The organism is Massilia sp. S19_KUP03_FR1, from assembly GCF_036688685.1.
Lineage (GTDB): Bacteria > Pseudomonadota > Gammaproteobacteria > Burkholderiales > Burkholderiaceae_D > JALYUM01.
This window is the reverse complement of the sequence record NZ_JAQQPS010000002.1, coordinates 323612-341032: the sequence shown is the minus strand read 5'-3', so window position 1 is coordinate 341032 and position 17421 is coordinate 323612. Positions and strand designations below refer to the sequence as shown.

Sequence of the window (17421 nt, the reverse complement as noted above, 5' to 3'; positions counted from 1 at the left end):
GTGCAGACCGGGATCCGTACTGAACCGAGAGTACCGTTCTCTCAGCGCAGCATGGGTTCCGACTTGCGCCGGAATGACGAGGTTTGCGGTGCTTTCGCCGCAAACACAATCAACACTGAGTAAACATGCACCCATCCGAGGTTTTATTCCAGGGCAAACGCCAGCCGCTGCTCCTTCCCGCCTGCGATCACTACGCCGGCTCGGAAAAGCTGATGCGCAAGTCGATGACCCTGCAACAAGAGCTTGGCCCCCACTTCGACATCACCTTCGATTGCGAAGATGGCGCAGCAAGCGGACAGGAACTGGTCCACGCCGAGATGGTCGCCAGCCTGATCGACAGCATCCATAACCGCTACAACCGCATCGGCGTGCGCGTGCACGATGTGCACAGTCCGCATTTCGTCACCGACCTCGCCACCATCGTCGGCGCAGCCGGTGGTCAGGTGGCGACCCGCCTTGCGTATGTTGTGTTGCCTAAAGCCAACAGCTTACAAGATGTTACTCTTGCGCTGGAGGTGCTGAACCGCTATGCAAATGGCGCCGGACGCACCCATTTACCGGTGCATATCTTGATCGAAACCCATGGCGCGCTGCGTGACGCCTGGGACATCGCGGCCCTGCCGCAGGTCGAATGCCTGTCGTTCGGCATCATGGATTTTGTCTCGTCCCACTACGGCGCGATTCCCGCCAGCGCGATGCGCACGCCGGGCCAGTTTACCCACCCGCTGGTGGTGCGCGCCAAGCTGGAAATGGTTGCTGCCTGCCATGCGCACGGCAAGATCCCTTCGCACAATGTCACCACCGATATCAAAGACAGTGCCGTGGTGGCCAACGATGCCCAGCGCGCCGGGGCCGAATTCGGCTTCACGCGCATGTGGAGCATCCACCCTGATCAGGTCAAACCGATCGTCAAAGCGTTCACGCCGCGCCTGTCCGAAGTCAACGAAGCGACCAATGTGTTGACCGACGCGGCAAGCGCGAATTGGGGCCCGATTGCCCAGAACGGCCGCTTGCACGACCGCGCCAGCTACCGCTACTATTGGACGGTACTGCAGCGCGCGAAGCTGGCCGGCCTGAGCCTGCCAGATGCGGCTGCTGCACTCGTCAATCAACCGGAACCCCTCCCATGACCTCCCAAACGAACCGTTATTTTGCTGCCTGCGCATTTGCGCTCGCAGCGTTCAGCCTGTGCGCCACCAGCAGTGCTGCGGATACCCATCCAAAGGCAGAAAAAGTCGTCAAAGCCAAAAAGGCCAAGGGCAAGAAAGTCGCCGCCGCGGAAGAAGAGCACGCCCTGGCGTCGTCCGAGCCAGAACCGGAAATCGCCGATACCATCACGGTCGATTACGCCTGCGAACTCGGCAACAAGGTGACCATCTACACCATGGAAAACGATTCGTCGCAAATGGCGCTGCGCTGGAAAAAGCGCCTGCACCGCATGACGCGCGTGGGCACCTCCACCGGCGCCAGCCGCTTCGAAAACACCAGCGCTGGCCTGGTCTGGATCGGCATTCCCGCGAAGAGCATGTTGCTCGACTCGAAAGCCAACCGCCAGCTGGCCAATGAGTGCCGCAATGCCGACCAGAACAAGTCGGTGATGACCTCGACGCCAGTGGGCGGCAAATCGTAAGTAGCACGCAACAGCGACGCAACAGCGACGCAACAGCGTCGCTTGCTCAAACGCAAGCGACGTGCAACACCGGACATGTAGCACCGAACACGCAGCACCAGACAAGCAGTAATCGCCACTAAGGCAGTCGCAGCAACAACCGAGTAAAAACAAAACATCACCGAAGGAGAGCTTATGTCCCGTAACACGTTGAACACGCTGAAGGAATTCCCGTTAGCGCCAGGCCAGAGCGGCCAGTATTACTCTCTGCCGGCACTGGCCGAGAGCCTGGGCGTGAACCTGTCGCGCCTGCCCGTGTCGATTCGTATCGTGCTTGAGTCGGTGCTGCGTAATTGCGACGGCAAAAAAGTTACTGAAGAACACGTCAAGCAGTTGGCGAGCTGGGGCGCGAACGCGGCCCGTACCGACGAGATTCCATTCGTCGTCGCGCGCGTCGTGCTGCAAGACTTCACCGGCGTGCCACTGCTGGCCGACCTGGCCGCGATGCGCAACGTCGCCAGCAAAATGGGCATGAACCCAAAGAATATCGAGCCGCTGGTCCCGGTCGACCTGGTCGTCGACCACTCGGTCACGATCGACCACTACCGTGAACCAGGCGCGCTGGACCTGAACATGAAGCTGGAATTCTCGCGCAACAACGAGCGCTACCAGTTCATGAAATGGGGCATGCAGGCGTTCGACACCTTCGGCGTCGTGCCACCAGGCTTCGGCATTGTCCACCAGGTCAACCTGGAATACCTGGCGCGCGGCGTGCACAACGCAGGCGGCGTGTACTACCCTGATACGTTGGTCGGCACCGACTCGCACACCACCATGATCAACGGCATCGGCGTGGTCGGCTGGGGCGTGGGCGGCATCGAGGCCGAAGCCGGCATGCTGGGCCAGCCAGTGTACTTCCTGACGCCAGACGTCATCGGCGTGAACCTCACCGGCAAATTGCGCGAAGGCTGCACCGCGACCGACCTGGTTCTCACCATCACCGAATTGCTGCGCAAAGAAAAAGTCGTCGGCAAGTTCGTCGAATTCTTCGGCGCCGGTACCGCCACCTTGTCGCTGACCGACCGCGCAACCATCGGCAACATGGCACCGGAATACGGCGCGACCATGGGCTTCTTCCCGGTGGACGACGAAACGGTCGAGTACTTCAAGGGCACCGGCCGCACCGAGACCGAAATCACCGCCTTCCAGAATTACTTCAAGGCGCAGAACCTGTACGGCGTGCCACAAGAAGGCGACATCGACTACACCCGCGTGGTTTCGCTCGACCTGGCCACCGTCACGCCATCGCTGGCGGGCCCGAAGCGTCCACAGGACCGTATCGAGCTGGGCAACGTCAAAAACAACTTCACCGAACTGTTCTCGAAGCCAACCACCGAAAACGGTTTCAACAAGTCGCCTGACGACCTGAACAAGGTGTACACCACGACCAACAACGTGCGCGTGAAAAACGGCGACGTGCTGATCGCGGCAATCACCTCGTGCACCAACACCTCGAACCCGAGCGTGATGATCGCTGCCGGTTTGCTGGCGAAAAAAGCTGTCGAGCGCGGCCTGACGGTAGCGCCACACATCAAGAGCTCGCTGGCCCCTGGCTCGCGCGTGGTCACCGAATACCTGACCGCTGCCGGCCTGCTGCCTTACCTGGAAAAACTGGGCTTTGGTGTCACCGCCTACGGCTGCACCACCTGCATCGGCAATGCCGGCGACCTGACCCCGGAACTGAACGCCGCGATCACCGACAACGACATCGTCGCCTCGGCTGTGCTGTCGGGCAACCGTAACTTTGAAGCGCGGATCCACCCGAACATCCGTTCCAACTTCCTGGCGTCGCCACCGCTGGTGGTCGCTTACGCCATCGCCGGCAACATGACGCGCGACCTGATGAGCGAGCCTGTGGGCAAGGATGCGAATGGCGTCGATGTCTACCTGGGCGACATCTGGCCGACCTCGAAAGAAATCGCCGACCTGATGAAGTTCGCCATGAACTCGGACGTGTTCAAATCGAACTACGCCGACGTCAAGGGCAACCCGGGCAAGCTGTGGGAGCACGTCTCGACCGTCGAAGGGCAAGTCTACAACTGGCCTGAATCGACCTACATCGCCGAGCCGCCGTTCTTCGCCGACTTCACGATGACGCCAAAAGCGGCCGCCACCGGCATCACTGGCGCGCGCGCACTGGGCGTGTTCGGCGATTCGATCACCACCGACCACATCTCCCCTGCTGGTTCGATCCAGGAGTCGGGCCCTGCCGGCAAATGGCTGAAGGCGCACGGCGTCCTGAAAGCCGACTTCAACTCGTACGGCTCGCGTCGCGGCAACCATGAAATCATGATGCGCGGCACCTTTGCCAACGTGCGGATTAAAAACCGCATGATTCCGGCCAAGGAAGACGGCTCGGCAGTCGAAGGCGGCATCACGCTGCACCAGCCGGACGGCGAACAGATGTCGATCTACGACGCGGCGATGAAGTACGTCGCAGCGGGTACCCCGACCATGGTGTTCGGCGGTGAAGAGTACGGCACCGGCTCGTCGCGTGACTGGGCTGCCAAGGGCACCCAGCTGCTGGGCGTAAAAGCGGTCATCTGCCGTTCGTTCGAGCGCATCCACCGCTCGAACCTGGTCGGCATGGGCGTGCTGCCACTGCAATTCGTTGGCGACGACAGCGTGCAGACGCTGGGCATCGTGGGCGACGAAACGTTCGACCTGAAGGGCCTGGAAGGCGAGATCAAGCCACAGCAACTGGCAACCCTCATCATCCACCGCGCCAACGGCGAAGTGCGCGAAGTGGTCGTGCTGCTGCGTATCGACACCCCGATCGAAGTCGATTACTACAAACACGGCGGCATTCTGCCATTCGTGCTGCGCCAGCTGCTCGCTGCGTAAAAAGCAAAGCGCCGGATGCGTCCGGCGCTTTTTTTTCGTCTGGAGAAAAGGAAAACGATGCTCGAATTGCGCCCTACCTGCGAACACTGCAACAAGTCCCTGCCACCCGCCGCGACGGACGCCCGTATCTGCTCTTACGAATGCACCTTCTGCGCCCACTGCGTCGATACGGTTCTGGCCAACGTCTGCCCCAACTGCGCCGGCGGTTTTGCCCCGCGCCCGCTGCGGCCGGCCCGGAACTGGAAGAACAACAATTACCTCGGCAATGATGCGGCCAGTACGACGGTCAAGCATCGGCCGGTCGATCCGGTCGCGCATGCGGCGTTTGCGGCGGCCATCAAAGCGATCGCGCCGGAACAGCGCTAATCGTTTATCCTAGCGTCTGCTTACACTCCCACGGCGGCACGATGCGGCGCATTACCATTTCAGTCAACGAAGAACTGGCCCAGCAATTCGACGACCTGATCGAACGGCACGGCTACGAAAACCGTTCGGAAGCCTTCCGCGACCTGCTGCGCGCACGCATCGAAGACGAGCGCAAAAGTTCCGGCTGGACCGCGTTGCACGGCGTCGCCACCGTCACCTACATCTACAATTTCCACGAGCGCGACCTGGCCATGCGCCTGGCCGCCCTGCGCCACGACCACCACGATTTATGTGTTTCGGCCACCCACGTTGTGCTGGACCACGCCAACTGCCTGGAAACCGTCATCCTGCGCGGCAAATACCGCGATGTCGATGCCTTCGGCAAGGTGCTGGTGGCGCAGAACGGCGTGCGCCACGGGAATGTCCACATGGTGCCGCTGCACCTCGATACCCCATCGCTGGGCGTGCACCAGCACCGGCATTTTCAGCCGGGCTCCTGAACCCTCAACCGGCTAACCAGCGCATCGATCAGCAGCACCGCCAGCATCGACGCCCCCAGCAACGGAAACACGCAACCCAGCACGACGGCGATGACCAGCACGCCTTTCGCCAGCCGGTCGCCGTCCTTGCGCGGCGGCGCAGCCAGCTTGCCGACTGGCCGGCGCTTCCACCAGACGACGATCCCGCTGACGCACAGGCATATCAACGCCAGGCACCCTGCCAGCATGACCAGCAGGTTCGGCCAGCCATACTGAACTCCCTGGTGCACCGCAACGCCCCATTCGGTGACGCGTCCGACGGCGCCGATATTGCCGCCGCCAATGTCCAGCAACACGCGCCCGCTGTACTGGTCGAAGTGGACCACCCGCTGCTGCTCCACCGGCCCGGGCAGCTGGATCATGCTGTAGACGCCGCGCGCGTCGCGCGGCAGCGCCAGGCGGTAGCCGCCAGTGACGTTCAGGCTGGCCACGCGGGCCGCGATTGCATCGACACCCAGTCCGGCCGGCGCCATGGCCATTTCCATGTGCATCCCGTGGTGCAGCGCATGCGCATCCATCGAGGCCGGCAGCGCATCCTGCTGCTGCGCCCACGGCAGCGTGCCAAGCGCACTGGCCGATAAATCCGACTTCGGCACGCCGACCCACATCCCGACCGGCACGCCGAGGCCGTGCGCCGTCAGCCAGGCATTCACATTCGTCCCCCACACCACCGACCACGGCATACCGGTCAGCGCCAGAAACAGGATCACGATGCCACCGAACGCGCCAGTGACCGCATGCAGGTCGCGCCACCAGGTCCGGCCCTGCGCGTGCGGGCGAATCGACACCACGCCGACCGTGCGCCCGCGCGGCCACCACAGCCACGTGCCGGTCGCGATCAGCACGATGATCCAGCCGGCCACGATTTCAATGAGCACCTGACCGGCGCTGCCGACGATGGCCAGCGAGTGGATGTGCTTGACGACCGTCATGATGCGCGAGCCTTCCTCGACGGCGTTGGCCACCTTGCCGGTGCCGGGGTCGACGAATACCTGCAGCGTGCCGCCGGCGCGGACCACGTCGACCTGCGCATTGTGGCGGGTGTCGGAAGGCAGCGTGATGGCGGCCGGCTGCCCGGGATACGCCGCCACGGCTTGCGCGATGAGGCGCGCCGGCGCCTGACTCGCGCCAGCGGACTGGCGCAGCAGCGTGGGGCCGTACACCAGGTCATCGATCTGCCGGTTGAACAGGTACAGCGCACCGGTCATCGCCAGCGACAGGATGAACGGCACACACAACACGCCGGCAAAAAAATGCCAGCGCCAGATGCGGCGGTACAGGGCCGAGGTGTTCATCTGTTTAGAAATGGTAGGCCAGCGTCAGCTGCGCCGCGAGCGGCTGGCTGGGTGCCAGCGCGTAATTGAAGACGCTGGCCGCGCCGCCGCTCACGTAGCGCCGGTTGAACAGGTTGGCGACATTGAGCTGCGTGCGCCACGGGCCGCTGCGGTAGGACAGCGACGCGTCAACACGCGCATAGCCCGGCAGGCGGTAGATATTCGGCAGGTTCGCCTCGCGCGCGCCAACATAATAAACGCCGGCCCCGAAGCCCAGCCCTTTCCAGGCGCCGTTCTGCAATTCATGGGTGCTCCACACGCTGGCATGGTGGCGCGGCACGTTCGACAAGGCGTCGCCGATTGGCAGGCTGGTATCGCTTTTCACGACGGCATCGAGCCAGGTGTAAGCGCCGATCACTTTCCAGCCTGGCGCAACGGTGCCGGCGATATCGAACTCCACGCCGCGGCTGTTCTGGCGGCCGGTGAGCACCTGGCGGGTCGGGTCGAGCGGGTCGTTGGTGAGCATGTTGGCGCGCTTCAGATCGAACACGGCCAGCGAGGCATGCAGGCGATTCCTGATGATTTCCTGCTTCACGCCCGCTTCGACTTGCTGGCCGACTTCGGCGTCGTAGGTGCTGTTGGTGATGCTGTGCGCAACGTTCGGCGCGTGGCTGCGGCTCCAGTCGGTGAAGAACGAAGTGCGCCCGTTCGGCTGCCATACCAGTCCCACGCGCGGGGAGATGGCGTTCTGGCCGCCGCGCGCGGTTTGCGCATCGCCCAGCAGTTCGCGATTGTCGAAGCGGTCGGCGCGCAGCCCCAGGTGCAGCTTGAACTGCGGCGCGATAGCGATCAGATCCTGGACGTAGACACCCAGGTCCTTGCCGCGCGCCTCGTGATACGGACCCGCGGCCGCAACCGGCGCAAGCGTCGACACGTCGCGCGGGTCGAACAGGTCGAGCGTCAGCGCCGATACTGCCGACCCTGCCCCGCCCTGCGCCAGGTAGCCGTAATCGATCCCGGCCAGGATCGCGTGCTGCATCCCGGCCACGACCACCTTGCCCACCAGCTCGGCCTGAACGTCAACCTGCTTCGACGATTCGTTGGCGCCGCTGTACACCGAATAATCGAGCAGACTGCCACCAGCATACGAAAACAGATCGGGGAAGCTTTGCTGCGACAGCTGGTGCGCGTGGCTGACATGCGCCGACAGGCGCGCGCGCCATTGGTCGTTCAGTGCATGCTCGAACAGCAGCGTGGCCGCCTGGGTGTCGTTCTTGCCGAAGTCGCCACTGTCGCCGTAATAGCGGGTGCGCGCCAGGTCCTGGTAGCGCGGGATATTCGGCACGCCAAAATCGAAGGCGTCGCGCTCGAGGTGATTGAACTCGGTAAGGAGCGTGAGCGAGGTACCGGCGCTATTGACCCAGCTGATCGACGGCGCCAGCGACCAGGAGCGGGTGCCGGTGTCATCGCGAAAGCCGCTATTCTTGTCGAGCGCACCATTCAGACGCACGGTGACACCGTTCTCCAGCATCCGGTTGACGTCCAGCGTGGTGCGCGCCAGGCCGGCCGTGCCAAGGGTCAGGCCGGCGTCGCCGAAATTGGCCTGCTGCGGGCGCTTCGACACCGTATTCACGTAGCCGCCGATGGCGCCCACGCCGCCATACAGGGCGCCGGCCGGGCCCTTGAACACTTCCACGCGCTCGATGTTCTGCACGTCGCGAAACGCCAGGTAGCCGTAGTTGCGAAAGCCGTCGCGCAAGCCATTGTTTTCGCTGAAGCCGCGGATATTGAAGAAGGTGGCGCCATTGCCGCCGTAACTCGCTTCGGCCAGCACGCCGCTGACGTTGTCGAGCAGCTGGTCGGTGCGGGTGACGCCGCGCTCGCGCAGCAGTTCGCGCGGCACGACCTGGATCGATGCCGCGAGGTCCTTGAGCGGGATGGTGGTGCGGCTGGTGCTGTCGGCCTGGTCGTCGCTGGCGGCGTCGCCGTGGACGGTGACAGTGGGTACGGGCTGCTCGACGGCCCATGCCGGTACGGCAAGCGCGATGAGGATGGGGAGTGCCTGGGATGCGGCGTAATGATTCATATGGTTTTCCAAAAATGCATGGGGAATGACGGCGCCGGGCACGACCACGGTACGGGTGTGCCGGTCGCGCAGGCGAACGTCAGGAAAAGAGCAGAAAAATCAGACGGCGGCAGGCGGCGCGCGCGCTTGCGCGACGCTCCAGGCAGGCAGGGGGGAAGGCGATTGAAAGAATAAGCTCGGGTACACATCGTGTCCGCCCAGCACGGCAAACAGCGTGACCGACTGCGGCGGGAGTCCGAACGAGCCGGCGTGGGTGGCGCACCAGGCGCAGTGGTTCATGCCCTTGGCCAGTTGGCCCGGGTCGGGCTTGTCGCCTGGGATAGCCACCATCGTCACGCCCATCGCAGTACAAATTTCGACTTGCGCGGCCGCTGCGCCGGCGTTGGCGCGGGCATGCGAGAGCACCGGGACGAGCGCGTTAAACAGGATGGCCATGATGGCGATCCATGCGCAGGCACTCCACCTTTTCGCGCTCCGATACATACCGGGATTATAAGCCAGCGCCGCCTAGAAGTTCGCCACCAGGTTCAGGCGTACCGAGCGTGATTCGACCGGATGGAAGTGGATGTCCATGCGTCCCTCGGCCGCTTCACCTGGCAAGCGCGACTGGTAGTAATAATCGATGGCCGAATCGCGCCGGTCAGTCAGGTTGTACACCTCGAGCGCCAGGCGCAGGTTCGGCGCCAGCTTGTAGCCGATGCGCCCGTTGACGGTCCCGGTCGCGCGCGAGCGCACGCTGTTGTCTTCAATCAGCGGGCGTGGCCCGAAGTAGCGCAGCTGCAGCGCCCCGAACCACGGCCCGACGTTATCGACCGTGAGCGCCAGCGACGCCACCCCTTCGATCGAGCCGGGTATGAAGCGGCCGGCCGGGTCGCTGTCGCGATAGCGCGTGCGCGCGTAGGCGAGGTCGGCGTCGACCGTCAGCCAGTTGGCCAGCTTGTAGTAGTTCGACAGCTCTAACCCGCGCCGCCGGCTCGGGCGGCCGGTGTCGGCCGTGGAACCAGCGTCGCCGGCAAACAGCAGCTCCGAATCGTAATCGAGCTGGAACAGCGCCAGGCTGGTTTGCAGGCCGCGCACCAGTTCACTGCGCGCGCCCAGCTCCAGCCCTTTTGAGGCAACCAGCGGCGCTTCGCGGGTGGCCGCCGTGTCCGGATTTTTCGGGTCGACCCGGATCGTGGTGCCGCGCGCATCGTTGCTGTGAAAGCCGCGCCCCAGGTTGACGTAAAACTCGGTCTTGTCCCACGGGCCAAAAATAAACGCGGCTTTCGGGCTGAACTGGTGCCCGCTGGCGCGACCGGAATTGACCGGCAGCGCGCTCGTCACATCGTTGTGGACATAATCTGCGCGCGCGCCCAGCACCGTGCGAAACCACGGTTGCCAGACGATGGCGTTCTGCGCATACAGGCCGGCGCTGCGTTCGCGCACGTGATCCTCGCGCGTGGTCGCAGTGCGCACGCGCGCCTGGGTGTCATACAAACCGTTGTGGATATCGTCGCTCTGCAGCTGCAGACCGAGCACCGTCTCGGATGCCCGGTTGAACAGCTGCGCGCGCCACGCGTGCGACGCGTTCAGACCCAGCGTGATGCGGCGGTCGGGCTGCTCGAACTGGTCGCCGGTGTCCGGGTGATCGAGGAAATACGTAAAATTCGAGTACAGGTCGAGCTGGTTCTGAACCACGTAAGCGTTGACCTTCGTGCTGCTGTCGGCGTCAGTGCGGATCCACGCGCCGGACAGGCTGTAACGGTGCGCCTCGCCCCCGTCGGTGGGGTCGATGGTGTCGAAGCGGCTGGCCAGCTGCCCATTCTCGAGCGCGCGCTGCGGCACTTGGTCGGTGGCGTTCCAGTGCGCCTTGTAGGCCATCAGGCTGACGTTGAAGCCATTCGTCTCGCTACCCTCGCTGTAACGCAGCACGCCGTTCAGTTTGCGGTATTTGTCCTTGTTGACGAACGGGCCATCGTTCTTGAACAGCTCCAGTGCGTACAGCAGATTACCGTTGCCAACTTGCGGCGAGTCGGCGATCAGGGTGCGGCCGTAGCCATTCTGGCCGATGCCGACGCTGGCAATGCCCTGCGCCAGGGTATTCGCGTAATGCACGCTCACCGCGCCGGCCGAGGCGAAATCGCCCTGCTCCGCGCTGTACGGTCCCTTGGCGTATTCCAGGTAAGACGACAGCTCCGGAATCATGAAGTTCACATCGGTCCAGCCCTGCCCGTGCGCGTGGGTGCGCTGGTTGACCAGCATCCCGTCGACGCTGGTGCGCAGGTCGGTACCATGGTCCAGGTTGATACCGCGCAGATAAAACTGGTTGGCCTTGCCTTCTCCGCTGTGCTGGCTGACGATCAGGCCGGGTGTCACTTCCAGCAATTCACCAGGGCGGTACACCGTGCGCGCCTCAAGCTGCTTCTGGGTGACAATCCCGGCACTGGCGCTTTCCGCCACGCCCAGCTGCGAGGCGCGCGAACCTGCGACGACAACGGTATTGAGGGGCGCGGCAGGCGCATCGTCGGCCAGCGCCGGTGTGCTGAACAGGGCGGCCAGCGCCAGGCAAACGGGAGTTCTGATAATACAAGGCGGCATCGTGGTGTCTTCCATGTGTATGACGATTTTTTTATTCATCATACACTTGTACGTGGACAAGCCGATAACAGATTCAACGTTTCAAGAATTTATTCGCCAGGCGCGCCGCGCAGCAGGCTGGCCAGCGCCGCCGCATGGGCCGCTACCGCCGCCGTGCTGGCCGCTTCCATGGCACGGAAGGCGGCCAGCACCGCGCGCCCGGTCTCGGTCACGCCGGCGCCGCCGCCCTGATGACCGCCGGCTGCGCCGATCACCAGTGGCGCGCGGAAGCTGCGGTTCATCACGTCCACCAGCAGCCAGGCGCGCCGGTACGACATATTCATGCTGCGCGCGGCGGCGCTGATCGAGCCGGTGGCGCCAATCGCGTCGAGCAGGTCGGCCTTGCCTGGGCCCATGGCAATCTCGTCGCCGGCACGCACGCGCACTTTTACATCGATCCGCATCGTCATCTTGTCCTCATGGTCCGGGTTTTATCGATAGCAAGGCCACGGCTTTTACCTGCGCCCAGACTGGCTTGCCAATCTCGAGGTGCAGCTGGTCGTACGAGCGCCGCGTGATGCGCGCCAGCAGCGCCGTGCCGGCGGCGTCGAGCTTGACGATGACGTGGGCCGGCGTATTCGCCGGCCAGGTGGCCACCACCTTCGCCTGCACCAGGTTCAGCACCGAGCTGTCCTCTGGCCGCGCCAGCGCCAGGCTGACGTCGCGCGCGAGCACGCGCAGGCGCAGCTGCGTGCCCAGCGCCAGTGCGGCGTGCGCGACGTACCAGGTGGCGCCCGCCGCCTGCAGGTGCACCAGTCCATATGCCGCGTCGATGCCATGCACGACGCCTTCGACCAGCACACCGGCGTCAATTGCCAGGCCGTCCGCCAGGTCCAGACGCGCCAGCGTATCGGCGGCCGGTCCACTGGCCAGCACCTTGCCGTTCCCGAGCAGGACCACGTGGTCGGCCAGGCGCGCCACCTCTTCGGCCGCGTGGCTGACGTACAGCATCGGGATATCCAGCTCGGCGTGGATGCGCTCCAGGTAGGGCAGCACCTCTTCCTTGCGACGCGCGTCCAGGGCCGCCAGCGGCTCATCCATCAGCAGAATCGTTGGCTGCGTCAACAGCGCCCGGGCGATGGCCACGCGCTGGCGCTCGCCACCGGACAAATCAGGCGTGGCCCGTTCCAGCAAGTGTTCGATGCCGAGCAAGGCCAGCACGTGGTCGAACAGGGCCGTGCCTTTGTTGGTCGTGCGTTTCAGCACGAAATCGAGGTTGCCACGCACCGACAGGTGGGTAAACAGGCTCGCTTCCTGGAACACATAGCCGAGTGCGCGCTGGTGCGTCGGCACGAACAGGCCGCGCGCATCGTCCTGCCAGAGCGCCCCATTGACCTCGAGGTAGCCGTTGGCATGGCGCTCGAGACCGGCGACGGCGCGCAGGATGGTGGTCTTGCCGGAGCCGGAATGACCGAACAGCGCGGTTACGCCGCGCCCCGGCAGTGCGAGGTCCACGTGCATGGAAAAGCCCGTGCGGGCCACATCGCAGCCGAGCTTGATCATTTGGGCGTCCGGGTCGGATTGAAGGTGTACAGCAGCAGCAATGCAATAAAACTGAGCACCAGCATGCCGCCGGCCAGCCAGTGCGCCTGGGCATATTCGAGCGCTTCGACGTGGCCATAGATTTGCACCGACACCACGCGCGTGACGTTCGGCACATTCCCGCCAATCATCAGCACCACGCCGAATTCACCGATGGTGTGGGCAAAGCCGAGCGTGGCGGCGGTAATGAAACCCGGTTTGGCCAGCGGCAGCACGACGTGAAAAAAGGTGTCGAGCGGACTGGCGCGCAAGGTGGCGGCCACTTCCAGCGGGCGCGCGCCGATGGCCTCGAAGGCGTTCTGCAGCGGCTGGATCACGAACGGCATCGAATACAGCAGCGAGCCGAGCACCAGGCCGGGGAAGGTAAACGGCAGCAAGCCAATGCCCAGCCACTGGGTCAGGTGACCGATGGGGCCGTGCGGCCCCATGGTCACCAGCAGATAGAAACCGAGTACCGAAGGCGGCAGCACCAGCGGCAGCGCGACCACGGCGCCGATCGCGTTTTTCAGGCGCGAGCGGGTGCGCGCCAGCCACCACGCCAGCGGCGTGCCGATCAGCAGCAGCAACAGCGTGACCAGCGTGGCCAGCTTCAGGGTCAGCCAGATCGCGCCCCAGTCTTCGGCATCGAGCATGGCTTACAGACCGTAGCCGTAGGAGCGGATGATCGCTTTTGCCGCATCGCCCTTGAGGAAGGTGACGAAGGCAGCCACCGCCGGCTTGTTGCCGCCCCTGCTGAGAACAACGGCATCCTGGCGAATCGGGCTGTACAGGTGTGATGGCACCATCCAGGCCGAGCCGCTTTTCAGCTTGTTGCCTTCATACACTTGCGACATGGCGACAAACCCCAGTGACGCGGCGCCACTGGCGACGAACTGGTAGGTTTGACCAATGTTTTCGCCGGTGACGAATTTGGCTTGCCATGTGGTGAGCAGGTTCAGCTTCTGCAGCGTTTCGACGGCGGCCAGACCGTACGGCGCCAGCTTTGGATTGGCCACGGCCAGATGGTCGAATTTGCCGGTTTTCAGCACATCGCCTTTGGCGTCGACCACGCCCGCCTGCGCACTCCACAGCACAAGTTTGCCAATGGCGTAGGTGAAGCGCGTGTTCGGTGCGGTGGCGCTTTCCTGGTCCAGTTTGGCCGGGGTGGCATCGTCGGCGGCCAGCAGGATGTCAAACGGCGCCCCGTTGCGGATCTGCGCATAGAATTTGCCGGTGGCGCCGTAGGAAGCGAGGACCTTGTGGCCGGTGTCTTTTTCGAATTGGGCGGCGATGACTTTCATCGGCGCCGTGAAATTGGCGGCGACAGCCACGCTCACTTCATCGGCGAACGCGGGCATGGAAACGGCCGCGGCAAACAGCAGCAAGGCAAGACGGTACATGAAAGCTCCGGTGCGCGATATATTCCTGAGTATATAGCGAGAAGCCAGAGGATGCCAGTTTGACAGCGCGTTGGCACACACAAGGTAACGCGCCGACGTGAATCAACTACAATATGGCATCCGCTTGAAAAGCACGCCCAGGACACCGATCCGCAAACTTCACAACGAGACTTCAAAGCGATATGCGTCGTCCATCTAAAGATTCCACACCAAAATTGTCGGCAGAAAGCCTGCGCCTTGCCAGCCTCTCCCAAGCCATCGTCCAGGTTGCCAGCCGCGTCGAAGAGCGCGTCCTCGAACGCCACCTCGACACGCACCTGCAAAAGCTGCTCAAAACCAGCCACCAGGACAGCATCGATGCCTCGCTGAACATGCTGTTCAAGGACGACCTGGCGGCCTACGACGTGCTGATGGATGGCGTTGAAGCCATCAGTGAATCGTCGACGATGGTCGAGATGCAGGACGGCGTCGAAGTGACCTGGCAAGCCCTGCTGGTCGCCGCGCCGATCCTGGCCTGGACCCGTTTCACGATTGCGTCCGGCCCCATCCCTGGCGAGATCATGACGACCCTGTCGGCGCATTTCTCCGCCCACCTGCTGGCCGAAGGCACACGCCTGGCGATCGCGCCCACCCTGTACGCCATCGACCAGTTGCCGCGCACGCATGCAGAAGCATATGCGATGACCCACAAGCTGGCCCAGTCGGCGCACAAGGGCAGTGCCATCAAGGCGCCCGCGCGCGCGCCCGATACGGCGCCCTTCCTGGCCGACACGCGCTATTTGCTGGCGGTAATCATCGCGCCGCAGGGCGCGCCAATGTTCCGCTGGCAAGAGCCAGCCCACCATGTGAATTTCGTGGCCGAGCGTAGCAAGGCGCTGGAGCAGTGGCGCACGCAGGCGACCCCGACGCTGGCGCGCCTGATGCCCGGTTGCGGCATCGAAGTCTTGCTGCCGGAAGCGTATTACGTGGCCTGCCGCGAAGCCGACAAGCTGGTGCGCCCGGTCTCGATCCGCGCCGCGGTGCACTATTTAACCAATGTGCTGGGCGTGGAAGCGGCCGATCTGCGCGCCGTGATTGCCGGGTTTGGTGAAGAAGCGGCGGACGGCCAGGTCGACGAATACCGCGTCAGCTTCACGCTGCGCCAGACCGCCGACGTGGTGTACGGCATCGTCTGGCCGCTGTATGGCCAGGAAGACGAAGACGGCACGCCGATGAACGGCCTGCAGCCGGGTGCGCCGGGCAGCGAGCCGGTGCTGGTGACGCCGGTCGATGAAATCATCGGCCACCTGAAGGAAGTGGGCATCAACCACGTCAAGAAAATCGGCGAGCGCTATGTGGCCGAGTACTGCGACGATTGCGGCGCGCCGCTGTTCGCCGATCCGGGCGGCGAGCTGGTGCATGCGGAGATGCCGGAAGATACGCCGGAAGGGACCGAGCACTTCCATTGATGCGCAAGTAGGCGTGCAGGTTGCGCGCCTGCTGAAACTACTTGATGGCCTCTGCCACCCGCTTCACAAACTCGGCCGGATTGCCCGCGTGCCAGCGCCACACGACCACCAGGTCGTGCTCGGGCGAGACCACGATGCTGTTGCTGCCCGCCCCCAGCGCGGCATAGGCCGTGGCCGGCATCCCGGGCAAATTCTTGCCCTTGGTATTCAACCACCATAGATAGCCATAATCGGGCCCGTTGGCGCTCGGCGTGAGCGCAGTGCTGACGTAGGGCGCCGGCACGATCTGCCTGCCCTTCCAGGCACCCTGGCGCAGCCACAGGTAGCCGAGGCGCGCCATATCCCAGCTATCGATCCACATGCCGCCACCGTTCCTCCAAACTCACGCAAACCTAGCCGAAGCTAAGTTTTCTTGCCGTTGGATTCCCGCTTCGCTGGGGCCGGTTTCGCCTTGCGTTTGCACGCATGGCCAGAGCTGTCCCCTCCACAGGCCGCAGCGGTAGAACTTACCGCCAGATTTCTCAAATTGATCGCCGCATTGATGTCGCGGTCATGCATCGCATGGCACACCGGGCAGTGCCACTGCCTGACTCCCAGATCAAGCCTCTCGAGCTTGTCCCCACAGTTTGAACACAGCTTGCTGCTTGGATACCAGCGATCGGCGACGACGACTTCACCACCGCGCCGCCCTGCTTTGTAGGTGAGTTGGCGACGCAATTCATGAAAGCCCATGTCGGCGATGGCGCGCGCCAGGCGGTGATTTTTCAACATGCCTTTCACGTTCAGGTCCTCGATGACGATGGTATGAAAACGGCGCGTCAGCTCTGTTGTCAGCTTGTGCAGGCAGTCGCTGCGCAGGTGGGCGATGCGCGCATGTAACCGCTCCAGCTTCTGCCTTGCCTTGGCCCGGTTGCTTGAGCCTTTGACCTTCCGCGACAGACTGCGTCCGAGGCGGCGCAGCTTCTTCAATAGCGTTGTCAAAGCCTTCGGCCCGACAACTTTCTCACCGGTCGACAGTGTGGCCAGCGCCGTAATGCCCAGGTCCACCCCAACCGCACCTTGGTTTTCGGCTTGCGGTAAGGACGTTTCGTCAGGCGTATCGACAGTAATGCTGGCGTACCAGTGGCCTGCATGACGCGCGACCGTCGCCGAGACAATGTGGCCCGCATAACGCAACGACTCGCGCATACGCACCCAGCCCAGTTTAGGAATGCGGATGCGCTTGCCGACAATGTTGAACTGGTCGTTGGTGAGCGTAAATCGGTCATCATGGCCTTTCTGGCGGAAAGTCGGGTAACGGCTGCGTCCCGCAAAGAAGTTCTGGAAAGCGTCGCCTAATTGCATGATGGCCATTTGCGGCGCGTTCTTGGTTACCTCAAGCATCCACGGAAAACTGCTACGCTTGATGGCATTGAGCTGGCGACGCAGTGCAGCCTCGTTCGGTTTTGGCAGCGCAGGGTTTGTTTGGCAAACGTCGTACTGCCGTTTCCACTCATTGAGCGCCCAGTTATAGGCGAAGCGAGCAACACCGGCGGCTTTGGATAAAGACGTTGCCTGAACATTGTTCGGATTGAGCCGGATGCGGTGGGCTAACATTGTGCCTCCTTGAAGGCGCAGCGGACACTTTCAGCCTGTGCTGGTCGAGGCGCCGATGACCC

The 17421-nt window shown here is 63.5% G+C and carries 16 protein-coding genes; 6 read left to right on the top strand and 10 right to left on the bottom strand.

Annotated elements, in window-relative coordinates; all coding sequences use genetic code 11:
* Window positions 1-125: 125 nt before the first annotated feature.
* The 5 genes from V6M87_RS03245 to nikR all read left to right on the top strand — a co-directional run bounded on the left by V6M87_RS03245 (window position 126) and on the right by nikR (window position 5379).
* Window positions 126-1130, top strand: coding sequence for an HpcH/HpaI aldolase/citrate lyase family protein (locus V6M87_RS03245; RefSeq protein ID WP_332848287.1), 1005 nt, complete (start codon window positions 126-128; stop codon window positions 1128-1130).
* Entirely contained in the window at window positions 1127-1630 is a 504-nt protein-coding gene (locus V6M87_RS03240) for a hypothetical protein (RefSeq protein WP_332848286.1), read from the top strand. The genes V6M87_RS03245 and V6M87_RS03240 overlap by 4 nt, the downstream gene beginning before the upstream one ends.
* A 174-nt stretch (window positions 1631-1804) precedes the next feature.
* Window positions 1805-4513 (top strand): aconitate hydratase AcnA, encoded by a 2709-nt coding sequence (gene acnA / locus V6M87_RS03235; protein ID WP_332848285.1) that lies wholly within the window; start codon window positions 1805-1807, stop codon window positions 4511-4513.
* A gap of 57 nt (window positions 4514-4570) precedes the next feature.
* Window positions 4571-4879 (top strand): DUF1272 domain-containing protein, encoded by a 309-nt coding sequence (locus V6M87_RS03230; RefSeq protein ID WP_332848284.1) that lies wholly within the window; start codon window positions 4571-4573, stop codon window positions 4877-4879.
* 41 nt (window positions 4880-4920) lie between these two features.
* Window positions 4921-5379 (top strand): nickel-responsive transcriptional regulator NikR, encoded by a 459-nt coding sequence (gene nikR / locus V6M87_RS03225; protein ID WP_332848283.1) that lies wholly within the window; start codon window positions 4921-4923, stop codon window positions 5377-5379.
* On the opposite strand, the gene V6M87_RS03220 is transcribed toward nikR, so the two are convergent.
* The 8 genes from V6M87_RS03220 to modA form a co-directional block, all read right to left on the bottom strand.
* The gene (locus V6M87_RS03220) at window positions 5364-6713 is read right to left on the bottom strand and encodes a PepSY-associated TM helix domain-containing protein (protein ID WP_332848282.1); all 1350 of its coding nucleotides are present in this window, start codon (window positions 6711-6713) and stop codon (window positions 5364-5366) included. The genes nikR and V6M87_RS03220 overlap by 16 nt on opposite strands.
* Before the next feature lie 4 nt (window positions 6714-6717).
* Window positions 6718-8778 carry a TonB-dependent receptor gene (locus V6M87_RS03215; protein ID WP_332848281.1) on the bottom strand — a complete coding sequence of 687 codons (2061 nt, stop codon included), beginning with the start codon at window positions 8776-8778 and terminating at the stop codon, window positions 6718-6720.
* 99 nt (window positions 8779-8877) lie between these two features.
* Window positions 8878-9261, bottom strand: a complete 384-nt coding sequence (locus V6M87_RS03210; RefSeq protein WP_332848280.1) for a DUF2946 domain-containing protein — start codon at window positions 9259-9261, stop codon at window positions 8878-8880.
* A 24-nt stretch (window positions 9262-9285) separates the two neighbouring features.
* A complete protein-coding gene (locus V6M87_RS03205) occupies window positions 9286-11370 on the bottom strand; it encodes a TonB-dependent receptor (protein WP_442920545.1) in 2085 nt (694 codons plus the stop codon).
* Window positions 11371-11444: 74 nt separating this feature from the next.
* Window positions 11445-11804: a winged helix-turn-helix domain-containing protein gene (locus tag V6M87_RS03200; RefSeq protein WP_332848279.1), complete on the bottom strand. Its 360-nt coding sequence runs from the start codon at window positions 11802-11804 to the stop codon at window positions 11445-11447.
* A 7-nt stretch (window positions 11805-11811) separates the two neighbouring features.
* Window positions 11812-12897, bottom strand: coding sequence for a molybdenum ABC transporter ATP-binding protein (gene modC / locus V6M87_RS03195; RefSeq protein WP_332848278.1), 1086 nt, complete (start codon window positions 12895-12897; stop codon window positions 11812-11814).
* On the bottom strand, window positions 12894-13568 hold the full coding sequence (gene modB, locus V6M87_RS03190) for a molybdate ABC transporter permease subunit (protein ID WP_332848277.1): 675 nt from the start codon (window positions 13566-13568) through the stop codon (window positions 12894-12896). Before modB ends, modC begins: the two co-directional genes overlap by 4 nt.
* Before the next feature lie 3 nt (window positions 13569-13571).
* On the bottom strand, window positions 13572-14315 hold the full coding sequence (gene modA / locus V6M87_RS03185) for a molybdate ABC transporter substrate-binding protein (protein ID WP_332848276.1): 744 nt from the start codon (window positions 14313-14315) through the stop codon (window positions 13572-13574).
* 182 nt (window positions 14316-14497) lie between these two features.
* Here modA and V6M87_RS03180 point away from each other — a divergent pair, with 182 nt between their 5' ends.
* On the top strand, window positions 14498-15763 hold the full coding sequence (locus tag V6M87_RS03180) for a DUF2863 family protein (protein ID WP_332848275.1): 1266 nt from the start codon (window positions 14498-14500) through the stop codon (window positions 15761-15763).
* 37 nt (window positions 15764-15800) lie between these two features.
* Here V6M87_RS03180 and V6M87_RS03175 read toward each other — a convergent pair whose 3' ends face one another.
* Both V6M87_RS03175 and V6M87_RS03170 read right to left on the bottom strand, forming a co-directional pair.
* Window positions 15801-16124, bottom strand: a complete 324-nt coding sequence (locus tag V6M87_RS03175; protein ID WP_332848274.1) for a hypothetical protein — start codon at window positions 16122-16124, stop codon at window positions 15801-15803.
* 41 nt (window positions 16125-16165) lie between these two features.
* On the bottom strand, window positions 16166-17359 hold the full coding sequence (locus V6M87_RS03170) for an RNA-guided endonuclease InsQ/TnpB family protein (RefSeq protein WP_332848273.1): 1194 nt from the start codon (window positions 17357-17359) through the stop codon (window positions 16166-16168).
* Window positions 17360-17421: the final 62 nt, after the last annotated feature.